The 19,124-nt window shown below is 68.8% G+C and carries 19 protein-coding genes; 11 read left to right on the top strand and 8 right to left on the bottom strand.

Features of this window, described 5'->3' with window-relative positions; all coding sequences use genetic code 11:
• Positions 1 to 148 precede the first annotated feature (148 nt).
• Entirely contained in the window at positions 149 to 688 is a 540-nt protein-coding gene (locus MWM45_RS16460; RefSeq protein WP_247827375.1) for a MarR family winged helix-turn-helix transcriptional regulator, read from the bottom strand.
• Positions 689 to 759: 71 nt separating this feature from the next.
• Here MWM45_RS16460 and MWM45_RS16455 point away from each other — a divergent pair, with 71 nt between their 5' ends.
• From MWM45_RS16455 to MWM45_RS16425, 7 genes are all read left to right on the top strand, one after another.
• Positions 760 to 2,415 carry an MFS transporter gene (locus tag MWM45_RS16455; protein WP_247827374.1) on the top strand — a complete coding sequence of 552 codons (1,656 nt, stop codon included), beginning with the start codon at positions 760 to 762 and terminating at the stop codon, positions 2,413 to 2,415.
• Between the two features lie 50 nt (positions 2,416 to 2,465).
• Complete coding sequence (locus MWM45_RS16450; RefSeq protein WP_247827373.1) at positions 2,466 to 3,269, top strand: alpha/beta fold hydrolase; 804 nt, start codon at positions 2,466 to 2,468, stop codon at positions 3,267 to 3,269.
• A gap of 84 nt (positions 3,270 to 3,353) precedes the next feature.
• Complete coding sequence (locus tag MWM45_RS16445; protein WP_247827372.1) at positions 3,354 to 3,863, top strand: TetR/AcrR family transcriptional regulator; 510 nt, start codon at positions 3,354 to 3,356, stop codon at positions 3,861 to 3,863.
• Positions 3,836 to 4,525 (top strand): GAP family protein, encoded by a 690-nt coding sequence (locus MWM45_RS16440; RefSeq protein ID WP_247827371.1) that lies wholly within the window; start codon positions 3,836 to 3,838, stop codon positions 4,523 to 4,525. Before MWM45_RS16445 ends, MWM45_RS16440 begins: the two co-directional genes overlap by 28 nt.
• 150 nt (positions 4,526 to 4,675) lie before the next feature.
• Entirely contained in the window at positions 4,676 to 5,122 is a 447-nt protein-coding gene (locus MWM45_RS16435; RefSeq protein ID WP_247827370.1) for a hypothetical protein, read from the top strand.
• Between the two features lie 157 nt (positions 5,123 to 5,279).
• Positions 5,280 to 6,719: a sensor histidine kinase gene (locus tag MWM45_RS16430; RefSeq protein ID WP_247827369.1), complete on the top strand. Its 1,440-nt coding sequence runs from the start codon at positions 5,280 to 5,282 to the stop codon at positions 6,717 to 6,719.
• Entirely contained in the window at positions 6,716 to 7,393 is a 678-nt protein-coding gene (locus MWM45_RS16425; protein WP_247827368.1) for a response regulator transcription factor, read from the top strand. Before MWM45_RS16430 ends, MWM45_RS16425 begins: the two co-directional genes overlap by 4 nt.
• A 40-nt stretch (positions 7,394 to 7,433) precedes the next feature.
• Here MWM45_RS16425 and MWM45_RS16420 read toward each other — a convergent pair whose 3' ends face one another.
• The 7 genes from MWM45_RS16420 to MWM45_RS16390 form a co-directional block, all read right to left on the bottom strand.
• Entirely contained in the window at positions 7,434 to 8,489 is a 1,056-nt protein-coding gene (locus MWM45_RS16420) for a phosphotransferase (protein WP_247829269.1), read from the bottom strand.
• Positions 8,489 to 9,700 carry a phosphotransferase family protein gene (locus tag MWM45_RS16415; protein ID WP_247827367.1) on the bottom strand — a complete coding sequence of 404 codons (1,212 nt, stop codon included), beginning with the start codon at positions 9,698 to 9,700 and terminating at the stop codon, positions 8,489 to 8,491. The genes MWM45_RS16420 and MWM45_RS16415 overlap by 1 nt, the downstream gene beginning before the upstream one ends.
• Entirely contained in the window at positions 9,697 to 11,469 is a 1,773-nt protein-coding gene (locus tag MWM45_RS16410; RefSeq protein ID WP_247827366.1) for an ABC transporter ATP-binding protein, read from the bottom strand. The genes MWM45_RS16415 and MWM45_RS16410 overlap by 4 nt, the downstream gene beginning before the upstream one ends.
• Before the next feature lie 68 nt (positions 11,470 to 11,537).
• The gene (locus MWM45_RS16405; RefSeq protein WP_247827365.1) at positions 11,538 to 12,668 is read right to left on the bottom strand and encodes a glycosyltransferase family 4 protein; all 1,131 of its coding nucleotides are present in this window, start codon (positions 12,666 to 12,668) and stop codon (positions 11,538 to 11,540) included.
• Positions 12,665 to 13,870 (bottom strand): glycosyltransferase, encoded by a 1,206-nt coding sequence (locus MWM45_RS16400; RefSeq protein ID WP_418909777.1) that lies wholly within the window; start codon positions 13,868 to 13,870, stop codon positions 12,665 to 12,667. The genes MWM45_RS16405 and MWM45_RS16400 overlap by 4 nt, the downstream gene beginning before the upstream one ends.
• A 37-nt stretch (positions 13,871 to 13,907) precedes the next feature.
• The gene (locus MWM45_RS16395; protein ID WP_247827363.1) at positions 13,908 to 15,116 is read right to left on the bottom strand and encodes a glycosyltransferase family protein; all 1,209 of its coding nucleotides are present in this window, start codon (positions 15,114 to 15,116) and stop codon (positions 13,908 to 13,910) included.
• 138 nt (positions 15,117 to 15,254) lie between these two features.
• Positions 15,255 to 16,568: a UDP-glucose dehydrogenase family protein gene (locus MWM45_RS16390; RefSeq protein WP_247827362.1), complete on the bottom strand. Its 1,314-nt coding sequence runs from the start codon at positions 16,566 to 16,568 to the stop codon at positions 15,255 to 15,257.
• A gap of 367 nt (positions 16,569 to 16,935) precedes the next feature.
• Here MWM45_RS16390 and MWM45_RS16385 point away from each other — a divergent pair, with 367 nt between their 5' ends.
• From MWM45_RS16385 to MWM45_RS16370, 4 genes are all read left to right on the top strand, one after another.
• Complete coding sequence (locus MWM45_RS16385) at positions 16,936 to 17,433, top strand: DUF2975 domain-containing protein (RefSeq protein WP_043442233.1); 498 nt, start codon at positions 16,936 to 16,938, stop codon at positions 17,431 to 17,433.
• On the top strand, positions 17,433 to 17,699 hold the full coding sequence (locus MWM45_RS16380) for a helix-turn-helix domain-containing protein (protein WP_247827361.1): 267 nt from the start codon (positions 17,433 to 17,435) through the stop codon (positions 17,697 to 17,699). Before MWM45_RS16385 ends, MWM45_RS16380 begins: the two co-directional genes overlap by 1 nt.
• Before the next feature lie 81 nt (positions 17,700 to 17,780).
• Positions 17,781 to 18,224, top strand: coding sequence for a GNAT family N-acetyltransferase (locus MWM45_RS16375; RefSeq protein WP_247827360.1), 444 nt, complete (start codon positions 17,781 to 17,783; stop codon positions 18,222 to 18,224).
• 95 nt (positions 18,225 to 18,319) lie between these two features.
• Complete coding sequence (locus tag MWM45_RS16370; RefSeq protein WP_247827359.1) at positions 18,320 to 19,105, top strand: hypothetical protein; 786 nt, start codon at positions 18,320 to 18,322, stop codon at positions 19,103 to 19,105.
• The last annotated feature ends 19 nt before the right edge of the window (positions 19,106 to 19,124 follow it).

The raw sequence follows: 19,124 nt of genomic DNA, 5'->3' as shown, positions 1-19,124 counted from the left end.
GTCTGAATGCTCACGAAGAAGTCACCGGCGATCTCGGCGTTGCTGCGCCCTCCGCCAGAAGCGCGAGTACCTGCGGCGTTCCGGCGTCGCCGGATCGGCGGAGCCCCAGAGGGTCCTCCCGGGGCGCGCAGGACATGTCACCCTGCGGTTACAGGTCCCGCTGTGGCGACTGTGGTCGCTCCGTTCTGACTGCCTGGCCGAGTTCATCGGCGAAGTCGGTCAGTTGCTGAGCGGCGAGGCGAAGGTATCGGTGGATCGCCGACTGCTCGGCGGGAGTGAAGTCGTCCGTGAGAGCGTCGAGGGAGTCGAAGAGCGGTCTCAACTCCGTGAGGATCCGTTCGACTGCTTCCTCGCTGGGGCGGAGGGATACTCGTCGTCGGTCCTTGCCCTCCCGCAGGCGCACCAGATGCCCCGCCCGCTCGAGCCGGTCGACGAGTTCGGTCGCAGAGCCGGTACTGATTCCTAGTCTGTTCCCCAGCTCGACCGGTCCGAGGGGGGCTCCCTCCTGGCTCATCACGTGACCCATCGCGGAGTAATCGCCGAGGCGCAGGCCGATCCTGTTCGCCAGGGCCTGGTCCACCTCGGCGGCCGCTCGATTGACCCCGCGCAACGCCCAGGAGAGCTCCTCCGCCGACATCCTCCCCCGCTCGATCTCCTCGACCCGCCTCGCCCGTTCCTTGTCGCTCATACGCCAATACTAGTTGACAACTACCTCGGATACGGAGACACTCGGTAAAGGAGCTACCTGGAGGAGGGGCTGTGGACCAGAATTCATCGGACGCCGCATCGGAGCACCGCCCCGTTCTGGCTCCGTCACGTCTCCGTGCGCTGCTCATCGTTCTCTGTGCCGGACTCGCCCTGGTCGTGGCCGGGAACTCGGCTCTGGCGATCGCGCTTCCGGCCATCGCGCTGGACCTGGGGGCCGATCAGTCCGAACTGACATGGATCATCGACGCGTATGCGCTGACGTTCGCCGCGCTTCTGCTGACCGCGGGGATCGCGGCGGACCGCGTCGGCCGCCGCACCATCCTGGTGACCGGGCTTCTGATCTTCGGCCTCGCCTGCGTCGCGTCGGCCTTTTCCCCGGACCCGACCTGGTTCATCGCTCTTCGCGCGCTGTCCGGAGTCGGCGCGGCGGCCGTCTTCCCGGTCACCCTCTCCGCGCTGGTGGACGCCTACCCGGAGGAGCGAAGGACCTTTGCGATCGGGGTGTGGTCCGGGGTCAGCTCTGCCGGGGCGGTCGCGGGCACTATTGTCGCCGGAGCGCTCCTCGAGGCCTTCTGGTGGGGGAGCGTGCAACTCCTGTTCGGATTCGTCGCCCTTGTGATCATCGTTCCCGTGATGGTCCTCGTCGCCCAGTCCCGGAATCGTTCGCTCTCCCTGGACCCTTTCGGAGCCGTGTGGTCGGTCGTCGCGCTGGCCGGCCTTGTCTTCGGGGTGATCGAGGGCCCGCAGCGCGGCTGGTTCGATGCGATCACCGTGATCTCGCTTGCCGTGGGCGTCGTCGGTCTCGCAGCCTTCATCATGCATCAACTGCGTTCGACAGCGCCCTCCCTTGATGTGCGGTTGTTCAGGAACCGAGGTCTCGCGGCCGGATCCCTCATCGTCACCGTCCAGTTCTTCGCATCCCTCGGATTCTTCGTCCTGACGCCCCAATATCTGCAGATCGTGCTCGAGTACACCCCACTCGCTTCGGCTTTGGCCCTGCTGATCATCCCGGTGGGAGTCGGCACGGGTATCGGTCTCGCCAGTGCGCTCGCCGGCCGGTATGGCCCGCGCATTCCCGGAGCGCTCGGGCTCCTCCTGATGGGGGTGGGTTTCGCCGTCTTCGCAACAGGCCTCGCCGGGGGGCTGGATGCCTCCCTCTGGGTCATGGGAGCAGGGGTCACCGTGTTCGGCGTCGGCTTCGGGATGGGCATCACGCCCGGTACCGAGCTCATCATCGAGGGACTGCCCGCTGAACGCCGGTCCGTCGCCAGCGCCGTCAACGACATCACCCGCGAAGTGGGCGGTGTCCTCGGGATCGCCGTCCTATCCAGCATCCTCGTCAGCTACTACCGCTCCGACATCACCCCGGCCCTTTCCGGACTCCCTGACCAGGTGCGGGGCATTGCCGATTCCGGAGCCGGGGCCGCGATCGGCATCGCCGGCTCCCTCGGGCCCGACGGCGAGAATCTCGCCACGGCCGCCCGGGAAGCGTTCGCCCGAGGGCTCAGCGCATCCATGTGCGTCGGCGCCGTCGTCCTGGTCGTTGCAGCGATCATCACGGCAATCATCGCCCCCCGGAAGACGGTCGACACCACGAGCGTTGCGGGCAGCACCGGCGGTGCCGGTCCGCACGACCAGGAGGTCCGCCCCGTCCTCGTCGCAGACTGCCCCGAGCGAACCCCGACGCATGAGCGGCCGGCGCCATGACCATCGGCACGAGGATCCTGGGCACACCGCGAGGGCGGTTCGGTGTGCGGATGAGCCCCACCCCGAGAGGCTCGACACGTTCCACGGGCAAGAACGTGATCTGTGTTCATGGATTCCCCGATGACGCATCGAGCTTCGACGCGCTCTCCATTGCGCTGGGCGACAACGGGCATGACGTCGCGTCCATGTTTCTCCGCGGATACCACCCCTCTGTTCTCGAAGGCCCCTATGACCTGCCTCTGCTCACCGAGGACCTCATCGCAGTCCTCGATGCCCTCGGCTGGACGGATCCGGTGTACCTGGTCGGGCACGACTACGGCGCTCAAATAGGTTTCGCGGCGATGGCGCGCCATCCGCACCGCTTCCGCGCGGCGGTCACACTCTCAGGAGCGCACCCGGCATCGATCGCGAAGAACGCCCGGCGCCACCCGAAGCAGCTATGGCTCAGCCGGTACATCATCTTCTTCCAGCTCGGCCGGTTCGCGGACCGCATGGTGGCAGCGCGCTCCTTCGCGTACATCGATCGCCTCTGGCGCCGCTGGTCCCCGACGTCCGTACTCGACCACGATCACCGCACACGGGTCAAGGCAACACTCGCCAGGAGCATGCCGGCCCCGGTCGCCATGTATCGGGGCGGAGGATTCGAGATCGGACAGCGTCCGATCCCTGTGCCCACCCTCTTCATCGCGGGAAACGACGACGGCTGCATCCTGCCGGAGATGTCCGACGGGCAGGAATCCCTGTTCTCGACCAGCTACCGGCGCGAACGGTGGGAGGGCGCCGGCCACTTCCCGCACCTGGAACAACCCGGCCGGACCGCCGCCGCGGTACGTGACTGGCTTGCGACGTATTGATCGGGGGCGATCCGGGAGGCGCAGACCCAGCACTCCTCCAAAGCAACCCGACCGGTCGGTCGGGTTGCGTGGTACCGTAGATGCATGAGCAACAGGGAACACATCCTGCAGACCGTTCGACGACTGGCGATCGAGACCGGGTCGGTGCCGTCAATGGGTGTGATCGCTCAGGAGGCGGGGGTGTCCAAGGGCGGGCTGATGCATCACTTCACCTCACGTACTGCCCTGGTGGAGGGCATCGCGGCGCAGGCGATACAGGATCTGGACCACGCGCTGGCCGCAGCCGCTGCGCGCGGCATGGTGGTCGAAACCTGGCTGCGCCTGTCATCCTCCCGTGAAGAGGCTGCTCTCTACAGGGCGATATCGATCCTTCTCACCGATCAGACCTCGTCAACCGCCACGCTTCTGCAGTTGGCGGCCGAGGCCGCCCAGCGGTGGGAACGCCTCTTCGCCGTCGAAACAGGGGATCCGGTGGCAGCCTCGATCATCCGCCTCCTGGGTGACGGGATGCTGCTGAACAGCCTCACCGACAACGACCACGGACCCGGCGTCGACTCCATCCTGCAATGGCTGAATCGCAGGTCCACCAGATGATCGGTGGTGGCCTGCTCGCCGGTATCGTCGGCCTCGCCCTGGCCGATTCGCTGAATCCGGCGACCATCGTCGTCATCACCCTGATCCTGCTCACCGTCAGGCATCGGCCGGTCGGATCGGCCGTGACCTTCGTTCTGGGAGCGATGAGCACCGTGTTCGTGCTCGGTACGGCGATCTTCCTCGGTGCCAGCGCAGCCGCCGACGCCGTAGGTGAAGGACTCATCTGGCTCCGCCGCACGGTGTTCCTCATCGCAGCCATCACTCTCGCCGTCGCCGGCTTCCGCCGCTTCAAGGACCGGGAAAGGAAAGGAATCGACCTGCCTCGCTGGTTCGGGGTGTGGACGGCTTTCCCTCTCGGCATCTTCGTCACCGGAGCCGACCTGCCCAACGCATTCCCCTACTTCATCGCCATCGAACGCATGGTCGCCGCGGACGTCGACGTCCCTGTCGGCCTGTTCGTCCTCGCCGGCTACGCACTCGTCTACTGCATCCCGTGCCTGGTCCTGCTCGCCCTCGGCCTGGCCCACGGCGACAAGGTCAGGACACGCCTACGGAGCGTCCTGGACCGGTTCTCGACGGGCATCATCAAACGCTCCGTCCCGGCAGCGCTCACCTTGTTCGCCCTCGCCGCCGCGGTTCTCACCCTCGCTCTCTGGCCCTGAGGACGCGGCGCCCAGGACCCGGACAACGAGAGCGAGCACGCGCTGTGACCACGCATCCCCACTCACCGCAGAAGCGGTCGTGGGTCGGGACGGTCCTGCTCGAGGGCTCCTTCTCATCTTGGTCTCACGAAGCGGCGTGATACTTGACCCATGCGATCCGCGGCGCTCCAGATGTGGCTCCTGGGTGCGGTACTTGCCGCCCTCATGGTGACCGGCGTACTCACACTCATCAATATCGTCCGTGATCCTCCCGATCAGCAGCTCGGACCGGCGGTCGTCTTCACCGACCCGGCGTCCGTTCCGGACCCGCCGTCGCTCCCGCCGGCAGATCCCACCCCGGAGTCCTCGCCCCCGGAGCCTCCCACAACTGACTCCCCGACGCCGTCCGCCCCTGCCTCCACGCCAGCCCCCGCCCCTGCCCCTGCCCCCGCCCCTGCCCCTGCACCCGCACCGGCTCCTGCACCCGCGCCGGCTCCCGCGCCCGCCCCGGCCCCTGCTCCTCAACCGGAAGTCGTGCCGGCGCCGCCGCCGATCATCGACGACGACGACGACGACGACGACGATGACGTGGACGATGGGGACGACGATGACGACTGAGAAGACGCGGCCTCTGCCCGCAGTGCCTGCCCTCGGGCACAGGGTGCGCCGCCCACCTCCACCCCGGTCCACCCCGACGGCGCAGGCCAGGGGCAGGCTGGGTCGGATCAGCCGCGACTTCAGCAGTGCGACGCGTCGCTGGTCGGTCCGTTCGCGCGTGCTGAGTGCACTTCTCGCCCTGTCCGCCCTGGGTCTCCTGTTCGCAGGGACCACGGCGTACGGACTGCAACGGGCAACGCTCAACGCCGACATCGACGATTCACTGGAACGCAGTTTCGGGGAGTTCGAGACCCTCCTGGCGACAGGCATCGATCCCGCCACCCGGTCGCCGTTCGTCACGGCCGAGACCCTCGTCTACCTCGTCATGCAGCGCACACTTCCTTCCCCGAACGAAGGCATGATGGGCGTCCGCGACAGCAGTGCGGTTCTCCTCGCCAACGATGCCGTGTCCCTGCGCCTCGAGGACGACCCCGAGCTGGTGGCCGCCGCTGCGGAACGCTCGCCGGCGGACGACGTCGCGATCACGACGATCGAAACCACCAGAGCCACCTATCGCACCATCGTCGTGCCGGTCATGCTGAGCGAGGACACGGAGCCCACCGCCTTCGTCCTCGCCTACGACATCGATGCGGAACGAGCGGAACTGAACCGGACGTTCACCACTTTCGCCCTGATCAGCCTCGGTGCGCTGCTGCTCATCGGCGCGGTCGGCTGGCTGCTCATCGGCAACCTGTTGCACCCGGTGCGGCGCCTCCGGGACACCGCCCGGACCATCAATGACAGTGACCTCTCCCAACGGATCCTCGTCACCGGGAATGACGACCTGTCCGATCTGACGCGGACCTTCAACGCGATGCTCGACCGCCTCGAGAAGTCCTTCACGTCGCAGCGACAACTGCTCGACGACGTCGGTCATGAGCTGCGCACCCCGATCACCATCATCCAGGGGCACCTCGAGCTGCAGGATCCCACCGATCGGCAGGATGTCGACGCCGTGCGGGCCGTGGCCCTCGACGAGCTGGAACGCATGCGTCTGCTCGTCGACGACCTGGTCACCCTGGCCGGGAGTGCCCGCCCCGATTTCGTGCGCCCGAAACCGACCGCCGTCGATCGCCTGACGGACGACATCCTCGACAAGGCGCGCGGACTGGGTCACCGACGATGGATCGTCGACTCACGGGCCGAGGGGGAGGTTCCGCTCGATGCCCGGCGGGTCACGCAGGCGTTGCTTCAACTCGCCGCGAACGCCGTGAAGTTCTCCGCGGACGGTTCGACCATCGCCGTCGGCTCCAGGCTGGACGGTGACCGTCTCAGCATGTGGGTCCGTGATGAGGGCGTCGGCATCAGTGCCGCCGACCAGCAGCGTATCTTCGGCCGCTTCGAACGCGGCTCCGAAGGCAGGCGGGCAGAGGGTGCGGGACTCGGGTTGTCCATCGTCGAGGCGATCGCCCAGGCCCACGGAGGCCGCGTCAGTGTCCTGTCCGCGCCGGGCAGAGGATCCACCTTCACCCTCGACGTTCCGGCTGCGACCCGCCGGAACCCGTCCGCTGCAGTAGCCCGCGAGCATTCTTCCCCCGCCACGAAAGAGGAACCGTGACCCAGATCTTGATCGTTGAGGACGAGGAGCGCATCAGCGCCTTCATCGCGAAGGGGCTCCGGGCGGCGGGCTACGTGCCGACCAGCGCGGTCAACGGACGGGACGGCTATCACCTGGCGCAGAGCGGGGACTTCGAGCTCGTCATCCTCGACCTCGGCCTGCCGGACCAGGACGGTTTCACGGTGCTCCGGAGACTCCGGGAGGCCCGCAACGACACCCCCGTCATCATCCTCTCCGCGCGCAACACCACCGACGCCACCGTGGCCGGGCTCGAGGGTGGCGCCGACGACTACATGACCAAGCCTTTCCGCTTCGAAGAGCTGCTGGCGCGCGTCCGGCTGCGCCTGCGCCCGGATCCGTCCCGGACGGAGAGTTCCGTCCTCTCGCAGGACGGCCTCCAGTTGGACCTCCGCACCCGCCGTGCCCTGATCGATGGCCGGGAGGTGGATCTGTCCGCCCGGGAATTCGCCCTGACCGAGGCGTTCCTGCGCAATCCCGGCCAGGTGCTCAGCCGTGAGCAGCTGCTGTCCCGGGTCTGGGGGTACGACTTCGACCCCGGCTCCAACGTGGTCGACGTATATGTGAGGTACCTGCGCAACAAGCTCGGAGCGGAGCGGTTCGCGACAGTCCGCGGCATGGGGTACCGGCTGGTCGCCGATCGTTCCCAGCCCTAGCGGGACGCTTCTGCCGCGCACCGACCTCGCCCGGCCGGCATCAGGCGTCGTGGAACCAGTCCTTCGTCAGCTGCCGCCAGCGCGGGCGGAAGGCGTAGATGCAGGCGAGTCGCAGTTTCGTGGACAGCGCGTAGGCGTGCAGTCGCTCGTCGGGTACCAGGAGTTCCTCCGCCACCGTGAGAATCGCCCGTTCCCCGGCGGCCCGCCGTGAGGCGCTGAGGAGGCCCTGCGCCTCACGGAAGGACAGATGCACCAGGAGATTCGCCAGATCGAGCGCGGGCTCGGCAAGGGCGAGCGTGTCACAGTCGATCAGCCCGAAAGCCCCGTGGCCGGTGTCTCCGCCGGAGATGAGCACCTGCTTGTCATGGAGGTCGCGGTGGGACAGGACGGGTGTCTGCATCGTGCCGTGCAGAAGATGGCCGGCCGCAGTGTGAACTGCTGAACGCAGGGCCGTGTCCGGGACCGGTGAAGCCCCGAAATCGAGGCAGCGGTCCATCCAGGCGGTGAGGGTCCGGGCTTCGTCCTCCGGCATGTAGGAGGGCAGACGAGCGGTGTCACCACCCGGGGCTGCGGCGAAGACCGGCCAGCGGTCGGCCCAGACGGACCAGGCGTGGTCGATCGTCGCCGTGTCCTCGCCACCGGCACCCGCCCGTGGGAGGCCGAGGTCGTAGAGGCTGGTCCCCGGCACCGTGGACAGGGTGAGCGTCCCGCCGTCGACGGAGGTGACGTGGGGCGTGGCGATGCCTGCGCCTGCGACGAGCTCGGCGGCCGTGGCGTGAGCCGCGACCACCCGGGCGGCCTTCCGGGTCGGCAGCACCTTGAGGTACCCGCTGTCCGTCCTCACGACGGCCCTCCTGGCGAAGCGGTGCACCAGGAGCTCGCCGGTATCGGCAGCTGCCGGGAGGCCTGCCAGGGCGGGGTCCTTCCCGAAGGCCGTCACCGTCACCGTGCCATCCGCATCGAGGTGTCCTGCCCGGAGCCGCCCCGTGGCCTCGTCGACGGCTTCGATGGTGAGCCGACCGTCGTCGTGCGGCCAGGCCCGACGGATGGTGAGCCGGGTGCCCTCGTTGTCCAGGACGCTGTCGGGGACGAGCATCACGCGACCAGGGCGGCGAGCATCTCGAGCCGCTCCTCGGTGTCGTCACGCCAGGAGGGCGAACAGGACCTGAAGGGCTCATTGAGGCGATCCAGGAGATGCACGGCGGTCCAGGCGAGCACGGTCCCGTCGTCGATCCGCCCACCGGCGTCCTCGTAGCCCTCGAGGAGGTGCCCGCGAAGACTGCGGCCCGACGCGCGTTCCTGCAGCAGGTCGACGGCCAGGAACGAGCCCAGATCCATGCCGGGCGGCGCCGTGGTCACCCGGTCGAAATCGGCGAGCAGCACGTGCGAGGCGTCCACGAGCACCTGATCAGCGGAGAAGTCGCCATGGACGAGGACGGTGCGGTCGTCGTCGCTCAGGCGTCGCACGAGTGCGGCGTGGATCCTCTCCAGCCGCGCCTGGCTTCCCGGCGCCAGGTGCAGGTTCCGTTCGCTCAGGGTGCCCAGTGTGTGGAGCGGATCCTTTCCCGGCCCTGGGGCGAGGTGGGTGGGCTGTGCATGCAGGAGTGCGAGGGCGGCGCCGGCGGAGTGCGCGGAGCGGGCGGCGTCGTGGTCATCCCTCCCGGCCGCCTGTTGGAGATCCCCCTGCCCGAACCACGGGTAGTAGCGCAGCGTGCCGGCCTCTGGCACGTCAGGGGGGAGGATCCGCTGCAGGACCGGGACGCCGCGGGCCGCGAGATCGGCGAGGAACGCTGTCTCCGAGGGATCGGTGCGCCCCGCCTTGCAGACGACGGCGCCGCCGGCTGTCCCGATCCGGAAGACCACGCGGCGGTGCGGGTTGTAGTTGAGCACCGCGTCCGGCTCGAGGGTGGGGCCGTGGTGCCCGTCGAAGGCCCGGAGGGTGTCGTACAGCTTCATGTCCAGGCCGATGGGGCCGGCGACGAGCGTCTGCCGTCCGGGCAGGTCGATCACGTCGAGGTCGTATCCGTGTCGTGCCGCCCGCGCGAGCGTCCTGCCCAACTTGGGCGCGTGGTGCGGGGCGTAGGTGGCCAGCCATCGTGGGGCCGTATCCGCGGCGCGTGCCGGCGTGGCGCCGGACGTCGGGTCCTGGCGTGGGGGGAGGGTCCGAAGGCGTGCGACGGCGGAGACGCCCCGCTTGTGACGTAGCCGGTCGGCGCGCACCGGTCGTGAGAACAGGGTGGACAGCTCGGCCGGGTCGAAGAGCGTCGGCAGCACCGGCAGCGCCGGGTCGATGCAGGCGGCGTTCATGGCTGCCGCCTGCCGTTGGCCGACAGGTCCCTGGCATCGTCGTCCGCTTCCGTGGCCCACGCGCCGTAGACGGGGTGCTCCCTGATGTCCGCAGGGGATCCTTCGAAGCGGACGGTCCCGTCCTCGAGCCAGATGATCCAATCGTGCGTCAGCGCGACGGCGGGTTCGTGGGTGATGGTGATCGTGGTGCGATGCCGCGAGAGCAGGTCCAGCCCTTTCAGGACCTCCATGCGCGAGTCCTTGTCGAGGCCGGTGGTGACCTCGTCGAGAATCACGAGCGGTGCATCGCGCAGCAGCGCCCGCGCGATCGCTATCCGCTGGCGCTGGCCGCCGGAGAGCGTCCCGCCCCGCTCACCCACCGTCGTGTCATACCCGTCGGGGAAGTGCGCGACGAAACCGTGCACGTTGGCGAGCTTCGCCGCGTACTCCACTTCCTCGTCCGAAGCGTCGATGCGGCCGTAGCGGATGTTCTCCCGGATGGTGCCCGTGAAGAGGACGGCGTCCTGCAGCACCAGGCTGACCCGGGAGCGGAGTGATTCGAGGGTCACGTGCCGGAGGTCCTTCCCATCCAGGTGGACGCTGCCGGCCAGCGGGTCCATCATCCGTACCGCGAGGGAGGCGAGTGTCGACTTCCCCGAGCCCGACGGGCCGACCACGGCCGTGCGGCGGTGACCCATGAACGTCAGGTCCACATCCTTCAGCACGGGCTTGCCGGGCGTGTACCCTGCCGTCACGCCCCGCAGCTCGAGGTCACCCCACACCTGGGACAGGGGCATCGCGTGAGGGGTGTCCTCGATGTCGACCGGCTCGTCGAGCAGATCTGCGACCCGCTCGCCCGAAGCGGTCGCGCGGGCAATGCGGCCGGTGTACTTCGCGAGGTCCCGCAGGGGCTTCATCGCCGTCTTCAGGTACATGAGGAACAGCACGAGGTCGCCCGGTGTCATGGCGCCCTGCACCACACGCCAGCCGCCTCCCGTGAGGACGAGGGCGGTCGCGATGCCGACGATGACATCGGTGCGACGCTCGAGGGCCGCGGCCAGACGCCGGGCCAGCACGCCTTCGCGCAGCGTCTTCTCGTTGTTGGTCCCGAACTGGCGTGCCAGCGTCTGCTCGAGACCATACGTCTGGACCACGCGGATGGCGCCCAGGCTCTCCTGCGCGGTGTTCGCCAGGGCGCCCTCGCCCTTCCGGGTGCGGCGCGCTGCGACGGTGATCTTCCCTGTGCTCAGCCTCGACAGCACGAGGAACGCCGCCGACGCGACGACGACGACGAGGGCGAGGAGGGGATCCAGCCAGAACATCACGCCGGCCATGGCCACGAGGGTGATGCAGTTCGCGATCAGGGGCAGGCCGGCACTGACCGCGACCTCCTGGAGCTTCCCCACATCACCGATGAGGCGCTGGACCATGTCGCCCGTGCGGGACGAGGCGTGGTAGGAGAGCGACAGCGACTGGACGTGCGCGAAGACACGGGATCGCAGGTCGGTGGCCACGCGGGAACCGGCGAGGGCGAAGGCGATGGTCGCGAGGAAGTTGAACAGGGCGCGGAACCCGATGATCGCCACCAGCGCGGCTCCGCACAGCATCAGCAGGCCGGGGGATGCCGTGGGCCCGCCACCGGAGAAGTCGGCACCGAGGCTCCTCGTCACGGCGTCGATCACGAATTTCACGGGCCAGGGTTCCAGGACGCGGAACGCGACCTCCAGCAGGAGCGCCGTGACGCCACCGGCCATGAGCTTCCTGTGCCGGCCGAGGTGCGGCCGCACCATGCGCAGGGTCCTCCGCAGCGGATTCGCCGGTGGCGTGGACGGTGGAGGACCGGGGATGGTCGGCCTGCTCACAGCGTGGCCCCTTCCAGGATGGCATCGAGGACGGCGTCCCAGCTGTGGTCCTCCGCGAAACGGCGGGCGGCCCGTGACATGGCGCGGCGTGCGAGGGGGGCCCCTGCCAGTTCGTCCAGGGCGGTTGCCAGCGCCGCGGGGTGTGAGGGGTCGACGAGGAGGCCTGTCACTCCGTGGTCGATGATGTCCGGAACCTGCCCGACCGCCGATGCCACGACCGGTAACCCGGCGGCGCAGTACTCGTAGATCTTCAGCGGGGAGAAGTACTGTTCCTCCTCCCGCTCGGTCCGGGGGTAGGGGGCCACCGCGATCGCGCAACCGGCAAGGGCCCGGGGCACCTCCGCGGGGGTCAGGGCCCCGGTGAAATCGGCGTCCACACCTCTCGCGCCGGCCAGTGTGCGCAGGTTCGCTGCTTCGGGGCCGTCCCCGATGATCCGCAGCTTCCAGGAACCGTCGGACAGCGCCATCGCCTCGATGAGGTCGCTGACCCCGTGCCACGGCTTGAGGGTGCCGACGAAGACGACGATCGGGGTGCCGTCGGATTCCGGGGTGGGCGCGATGCGCTGCACGTTCACCCCGTTCGGTGCGGTGACGATCCTGGACAGGGCACCGGAGGATGCGTGTCCGGCGACCCAGGCCGCGACGGGATCGGACACGCACGCGATGACGGTCGCCGCTGAGAGCTGGATGCCGAGAGCACGCAGTGCCGACCCCTCGTCGTGCAGTGCGCGGTGGGTCCGCTGCTCATCGATGAGTGGTGCGTTCACCTCGAGGATGCCGGGAACGGACAGAGCGCCCGTGATCCGGGCGAGCGCGTCGCTGAACAGGGAGTACCGTTCGTAGACCGCCGTGACGCCGTCCTCCACGGCCTGCGCAGCCAGGGCGGCGGCGGCGTCCTGCTGCGACCGTTCACGCTCCGGGCCGGTGCCGCGGGGAATGGGATGGGTGACCACCCGGACGCCGGCAAGATCACCGGGGACGGAGTCGCCGATCCTGGTGCAGTAGACGGTGACGTCGGCGCCGCGGGCACGCCAACTCCGGATGATCTCCTGCACATGGACGGAGGCCCCCTTCGAGCCGAACACCGGGATGCCGGGGTCCACGCACACATAGCCGACATGCCTCATGATGCCCTCGAGCAGCTCAGGGCGCCCTGTCCGTCCTGCAGCTCGCGCAGGCGACGTGCCTGGTGCCGCGAGTCGAAGGCGGACTCGATCAGATGGCGCGCCGCGCGTGTCATCCCGGTCAGGTCGGCGGATGCACAGTGGGCGAGGGCTTCGACGAGGTCGGTGGTGGATCCGGCCCGGGTCAGAAGGCCCGTGGCGACGCCGTCGCCGGAGGCGAAGACCTCCGGAATCCCGGTGACGTCGCTCGCGATGCACGGGACGCCGGTCGCCATGGCCTCGAGGAGCACGGTCGGCAGGCCGTCCATGTTGCCGTCGGGGGCCACGACGCACGGGGCCACGAAGACGTCGGCCCACCGCAGCAGGGCGAGGACTTCGTCCTGCGTCCGTGGGCCGAGCAGCGTGACGTCCTCTGCGAGATCGAGCGCTCGCACGTGCGCGAGGAGGTCCTCGTGCTGCGGTCCGCCTCCCGCGATGCGGACGTCCAGGGCGAGGCCGTCGGCTTTCAGTCGGGCGACGGCGTCGAGCAGGTGGGGGAAACCCTTCTTCTCGACCAGTCGTCCCACGGCGCAGACACGCAGTACCGGCCCGTGTGGGGCCGGGTCCTCGTAGGGGAATCGGCTGAGTTCCAGACCGTTGTAGACGCGGTGCACGGAGGTGTCTGCGCCGGCCGCGATCCGGTCGAGGAAACGGTGGTTGAAGTCGCTGACCGTCACCACGTGATGAGCCCGGCGCATGAGATCCACCAGGACCGCCGCGTCCACCTCCTCATGGAAGATGTCCTTCGCGTGGGCCGTGAAGGAGAAGGGGATGTCGACGAGTTCCGCGGCGATCGCCGTGACACGGGCGGCCATCGACCCGAAGTGCGCGTGCGCGTGGGTGATGCCCTGGCGGACGAACTCCGACGCCAGCCCGACACCCTGGTGGGCTTCGATCGGGTCCATGGCCAGTAGTCGGGGCAGCATGCGGGCGAAGCGTTCCACGAACCCCGGGACGGTCGCCAGGCCCTCCCCGAGCAGGCTCCATGCTTCGAGGATCTTCGAGGGCTTCGGTATGTACGTCACGCCGGCCTGGACGCGCGCGAGCTCCGGATGGAACCGGGGGTCGATCGGCGGACGCAACGAGAAGAGGCGGAGGTCCTCGCCCTGTGCTTCCCGGGCAAGGATCTCGGTCACGATGAAGGTCTCCGAGAACCGCGGATACATCTTCAGGACATAGGCGGTGCGCGAGGGGGCGGATCGCTCAGACAGCAGCACGTTCCCACCTCCGCTCCTGGGTGTCCGCCCCGGCGGCGAGGAGCCCGGCAGCCAGGGGTGCGAGTGCGGTGACGCCGCTCAGGTCGACCGCGGCGCGGTCCACGCGGGTGCCTGCGGCGCGCGCGAACCAGGCGGCGATGAGTTCCGGGGAGAGGTCATCGGGGTGGCACATCTCGACGACGCCATGCCGGGCCAGTGCCGAGGCCCGGATGAGTTGCTCCATCCGGGGCTCGGTCCGCGGGACGATGAGCGCGGGAGTGGACGTGCTCATGACCTCGCTGACGGAGTTGTACCCGCCCATCGACACGATCGCCGAGGCTCCCTCGATCTCGGACAGTGCGTCGCGCACTTTCGCGACCACCGATGTGCCGGCTCTCGCGGCCCGCTCGACCAGGCGGCGGTGCTCCTTCGGCATCTGGGGCCCGGTGATGACGAGATGCCCGTAGCCCGCGGGGACCTCGGCGCCGGCCGCTGCGAGCACCAGCGCGAGGCCGTCCGATCCGCCGCCGGCCATGGTCAGCACGTACGGCCGATTCACGGGGGTGGACCGGCCGCGGGACACCCTGCCCGTGGCGAGATAGCCCGTATAGCGGACGAGGGGGGCGAGACTCCCCGGGATCTCCCCTGTCCTCAGGGGGTCGTGGATCGCGGGATCTCCGTACACCCAGATCTGGTCGAAGACCGACCGGAGGGGGTCGGTTCCACCCATCCTGTCCCACTCCCGCTTCATGGCGTGGGGGCTGTCGAGCACCTCCCGCAGCCCGAGGACCACCTTGCAGGACGGACGTTCGCGCCGGAGGTTGGTCAGGGCCTGCCGCAGTTCCCCGTCCACTCCGAACGCATGGCGGTCGACGACGACCAGGTCCGGTCGGAATCGGCCGAGCACGGCGTCGACCATGTGCGTGCGCAGCTGGACGAGGGCATCCTGTCCGATGGACAGGTGACGAGGACGGTAGCCATCGGTACCTTTGCGGATCCCCGGCAGGACCACCCAGTCCCATCCCGCAGGGACATCGAAGCGTGTCGCGGAGGATTCCCCCGTGACGAGGAGGCCGGTCACCTTCCGGTGTGCATGGCCGGGCAGGCCGGACGAGAGCGCGTGGGCGATGGCGAGGTTACGGCGCGTGTGCCCGAGCCCCTGGGAGTCGTGGGAGTAGAGGACGACCCTGAGCTCCTCGGGCTGCAAATCTGCCATCGTGGATTGCCGACTTTCTTGACCTGGTGGTGGCGTGGTGGAGGTATCAGTACGTCAGCTGCGCATGAGCCGCGCATGATGGGGGCATGAGGGACTTCTCATACTTCGCACGGCTCGCGCCGTCGTCCCGGCAAGGGCCTAGGGCCTGCCGATTCCCTTGTAGTTCCAGCCAGCGCGCCGCCAGCTGGCGGGCTCCAGCACGTTGCGACCGTCCAGGATGTTCTTCGTGCCCACCGATGCCGCGGCCACGTCCGGGGTGAGGTCGCGGTACTCCTCCCATTCGGTGAGCAGCAGCAGGGCGTCGGCGCCATCCATGGCCTGCGTCAGGTCGTCCTCGTACATGAGCTCCGGGAAGCGGCGCCGTGCACCGTCGATCGCCTCGGGGTCGGTGACGGTGACCTCCGCCCCCTGCAACTGCAGCTGCGCGGCAATGCTCAGGGCAGGGGAGTCGCGGACGTCGTCGCTGTCGGGTTTGAACGCCGCCCCCAGCACGGTGATGCGCTTGCCGAGGAGCGAGCCTCCCACCAGGGTGCGGGTGAGCTCGACGGTGCGGATGCGACGCCGGACATTGATGTCGTCCACCTCGCGCAGGAAGGTGAGCGCCTGGTCGGCACCCAGCTCTCCGGCACGTGCCATGAAGGCCCTGATGTCCTTCGGGAGGCAGCCACCGCCGAAGCCCACACCCGCATTGAGGAACTTCCGGCCGATCCGCTCGTCGAGACCGATCGCGTCGGCAAGGAGCGTGATGTCCGCGCCGGTGACCTCGCATACCTCGGCCATGGCGTTGATGAACGAGATCTTGGTGGCGAGGAACGAGTTCGCCGCGGCTTTGACCAGCTCGGCGGTGGCGTAATCGGAGCACAGACGAGGGGTTCCCGTCGACAGGGGCGTCGCGTACACGGCGTCGAGCATGCGGGTGGCGCGGAGGCCGGCCTCGCCGGCCGGGAGGCCGTACACGAGACGATCGGGCGAGAGCGTGTCGTCGATGGCGAATCCTTCACGGAGGAACTCGGGATTCCATGCGAGGACGGCGTCCGGGTACTGCCGCGAGAGGTCATCCGCCAGGCGGGCCGCGGTACCCACGGGGACCGTGGACTTGCCGACGATGAGATTGCCCGGCTCGAGGGCATCGAGCAGCGACGCGACGGCGCTGTCGACGTGGCGCAGGTCCGCCCCGTATTCGCCCTTGCGCTGCGGCGTGCCGACGCACAGGAAATGCACGTCCGCGCCCGAGGCATCGGCCATGCTGGAGCTGAATTTCAGCCGGCCGGTCGTCAGGGTCTCGTCGAGCAGTTCGGGCAGGCCCGGCTCGAAGAACGGGGCACGGCCTGCCTGCAGGTCGTTGATTCTGCGGGGGTCCACGTCGATGCCCATGACGTCATGGCCGAGCTTGGCCATGCACGCCGCATGGACGGCGCCCAGGTATCCGCAACCGATGACGGAGATGCGCATGCTTGTCCTTTGGTGTGCGCGCAGAGATCTGCGGGTGGTGAAAGGGCGGCACCCGGGTCCTGATCGAGTGCTGATCCTCTGGAAGTCCTCATTCAGTCACCCGGACGTTGATTCCTCATGAGCCGGCGATGAGAAGGCTCTCATCCGTCACGGGCCGGAGGCCCGGGGACGGGCAGCCGACTCTCGTCGGCCGGTGCAGGCCCCGAGGTTCTCGTCGCACACTGCCGGTCGGGCCCCTGCCCGCTCCACGGCGACAGCGTGGGGGGCGACGGCGAAGCACGGGCATCAATGCTTGATCCATCGCCATGCTTGTACTTTCTATCGATTAACGATAATTTGTTACCAACATTCAGGTGGAGGGGATGGCATGGGAAAACTGACGGTGGCCGCGTTGCGCGTTGTCCTGGCGATGATGTTCGCAGGGTCGATCTTCATCCAGACGGTGGTGCTGTTCCTGCTGACCCGAGACGTCACGACGGCGGATCCCGATGTCGCGATGATCCGCACCCCGATGGTGATCCTGACCGTCACCGCGATCCTGGCAGGCCAGGTCGCGGTGGTCTGCGTATGGGGACTGCTGACGATGGTGCGGCGGGGAACCGTGTTCTCGACCGGTGCTTTCCGTCTGGTGCATCTCGTGATCGGTGCTTTCGCGGCCGCTTCACTGTTGACCTTCGGGCTCGGCGTCGCCCTCGCCCCCGGGGAGGCGGTGCCGCCCGGCGTCGTTCTGCTGATCGGCGGGGTCGCGGTCATGCTGGCAGCCGTCGCCCTGATCGTCCTGGTGCTGAAGGCCCTGCTGGAGCAGGCGGTGGCACGCGATGTCGAAGCGCGTACCCTGCGCACCGAGCTCGACGAGGTGATCTGATGCCGATCGTCGTCCGCATCGACCTGGAGCTCGCCCGCCGGAAGATGAGCGTCGGAGAGTTCGCCGATCGGATCGGTTTGACGCCGGCGAACGTCGCCGTCCTGAAGAACGGGCGCGCCAAGGCAGTCCGCTTCAGCACACTGGAAGCAATGTGCAAGGTCCTCGACTGCCAACCGGGAGACCTCCTGGAATGGGTCGATGACGTGAGCGAGCAGGGCCTCCCGCAGTCCTCACGTCCGATCATCGGCACGGACGAGCGCTCATGATCGCGTCCTCCTACTCGGAGTTTCCCGAGGAACCGCGCCTCCGGCCTGCACCGGGAAGCCGTGGCGTGGGATGATGCTGCGATGAGCGGGCTCGACGTCAGGCGCTTGGTTTCCGGGGACACGGCTGCGGCACAGGTCATGTTCGAGATGATGGCGCAGGTCTTCGGGGAGGAGCGTGAGCCCCTCGGCGCGGACTACCTGCGCGATCTTCTCGGCCGACCGGGCTTCTGGGCTCTCGCGGCATCCGTCGGCCCGGAGATCGTCGCCGGCCTCACTGCTCACACCCTGCCGATGACGCGCTCACGGTCGTCGGAGCTGTTCATCTACGATCTCGCCGTGCGACCGGACCATCAGCGGCAGGGCATTGGGAGCCGACTCGTCGTCGAACTGCGGGCCGCCGCCGCGGCGGAAGGCATCCACGAGGTCTTTGTTCCGGCCGACGACGAGGATGCGCACGCCCTGGAGTTCTACCGAGCGCTGGGAGCCGCCGCCTCCCCGGTCACGATGTTCACCTTCAAAGGCTGAGGCGCTGGAGGCGCACGGTGAGGAAGATTCCTGCAGGCGCCGCACCGTTGCCTCGGTGCCAGGGCCGGGCCGCTGTTCGACCATCAGGAGCTTCCATGTCCGTCCTCCCGCCCAGCAGTGCGAACCGGGTGTGGGCCGTGGTCTCGGGAGATCGCTCCCGTCAGGCGCTCACCTGCGGGGCGGCTGCCGCCCAGGTGCTGCTCCCCACGTTCTACGGTCCGCGGTTCCGCCGGGAGGATGCACCGCCCAACGTGATCCAGCCGGCCCCCTACGCCTTCACCGTCTGGTTTCCCATCTTCGCTTCATCCATCGCCTACGCGGTTCACCAGGCCCGCGGTCCCGCCCGCACCCGGGATGTCTGGCGCAGGGCGGGCTGGCCCCTGGCCGGGGCGTTCGCCGCAACCGGTCTCTGGGCGCCGCTGGTGCGGTCGGGGCGGTTCTGGGGCGCGCAGGGGGCGCTGGCCGCGATTGCCGTGCTCGCAGAGACGGGACGACGTCGAACTGCTCGAGCGGAGACGGGGGGCGAGCTGAGCGCCGCCGAGGTGGCTGCGGCCGCTCCCGCAGCAGGCATGCTCGCCGCCTGGGGGCAGGCGGCCTGCGGCGTGAACCTGGCGTCCATGCTCGTCGCCAAGGGCATCGTTCCCGCCGGGCCACGAGCCGCCACGATCGGCGTGGCACTCCTCGCGGGGCTCGGCACGCTCGGTGCCAGGGCGGTCGCGGGGCCGGACCGGGCAACCGCCTCGTCCCGGTTCTACGCCGGCACTCTCCTCTGGGCGTTCGCCGGCGTCATGGTCGGGCAGCGCCGACGGTCCCCGTCCGCCGCTGCTGCAGCGGCCTGCGCTGCGGTCACCATGCTGGTCGCCGGGATCCGTGAACGCTGACGGCGTGCCCGCCGGCTAC

The organism is Arthrobacter antioxidans, from assembly GCF_023100725.1.
GTDB lineage: Bacteria > Actinomycetota > Actinomycetes > Actinomycetales > Micrococcaceae > Arthrobacter_D > Arthrobacter_D antioxidans.
This window is presented reverse-complemented; position numbering and strand designations above follow the sequence as displayed.